The organism is Achromobacter sp. GbtcB20 (genome assembly GCF_019091095.1).
Classification (GTDB): domain Bacteria; phylum Pseudomonadota; class Gammaproteobacteria; order Burkholderiales; family Burkholderiaceae_B; genus Achromobacter; species Achromobacter mucicolens.
The window spans coordinates 1-387 of record NZ_JAGXJZ010000282.1 but is presented as its reverse complement, the minus strand read 5'-3'; the positions used below and the strand labels follow the sequence as shown (position 1 = coordinate 387).

1 pseudogene is annotated in these 387 nt (G+C 66.7%); it reads left to right on the top strand.

The annotated features are described in order from the left end of the window. Window positions 1–387: pseudogene (nadE, locus tag KVT32_RS28990) on the top strand (NAD(+) synthase); the annotation flags it as partial.

Sequence of the window (387 nt, the reverse complement as noted above, 5' to 3'; positions counted from 1 at the left end):
GACCCTGATCACGCACCTGGTGCGCTGGGTGGCCGAGACCGGGGCGGTCGTGGCCGGCGGCGCCGAGGTGCTGCTGAACATCCTCGGCACCGAGATCAGCCCCGAGCTGGTGCCCGGGAAAGAAGGCGACGACAAGCCGGCCCAGATCACCGAGAGCGTGATCGGCCCCTACGAGCTGCAGGACTTCAATCTCTACTACACGCTGCGCTACGGCTTTGCGCCGAGCAAGGTGGCCTTCCTGTCCTACAGCGCCTGGCATTCGCGCCTGGCGGGCCGCTGGCCCGACGAGAACGGCGCGCGCAACGAATACGACCTGGGCGCGATCAAGCGCAACCTCGGCATCTTCCTGTGGCGCTTCTTCAAGACCAGCCAGTTCAAGCGCAGCTG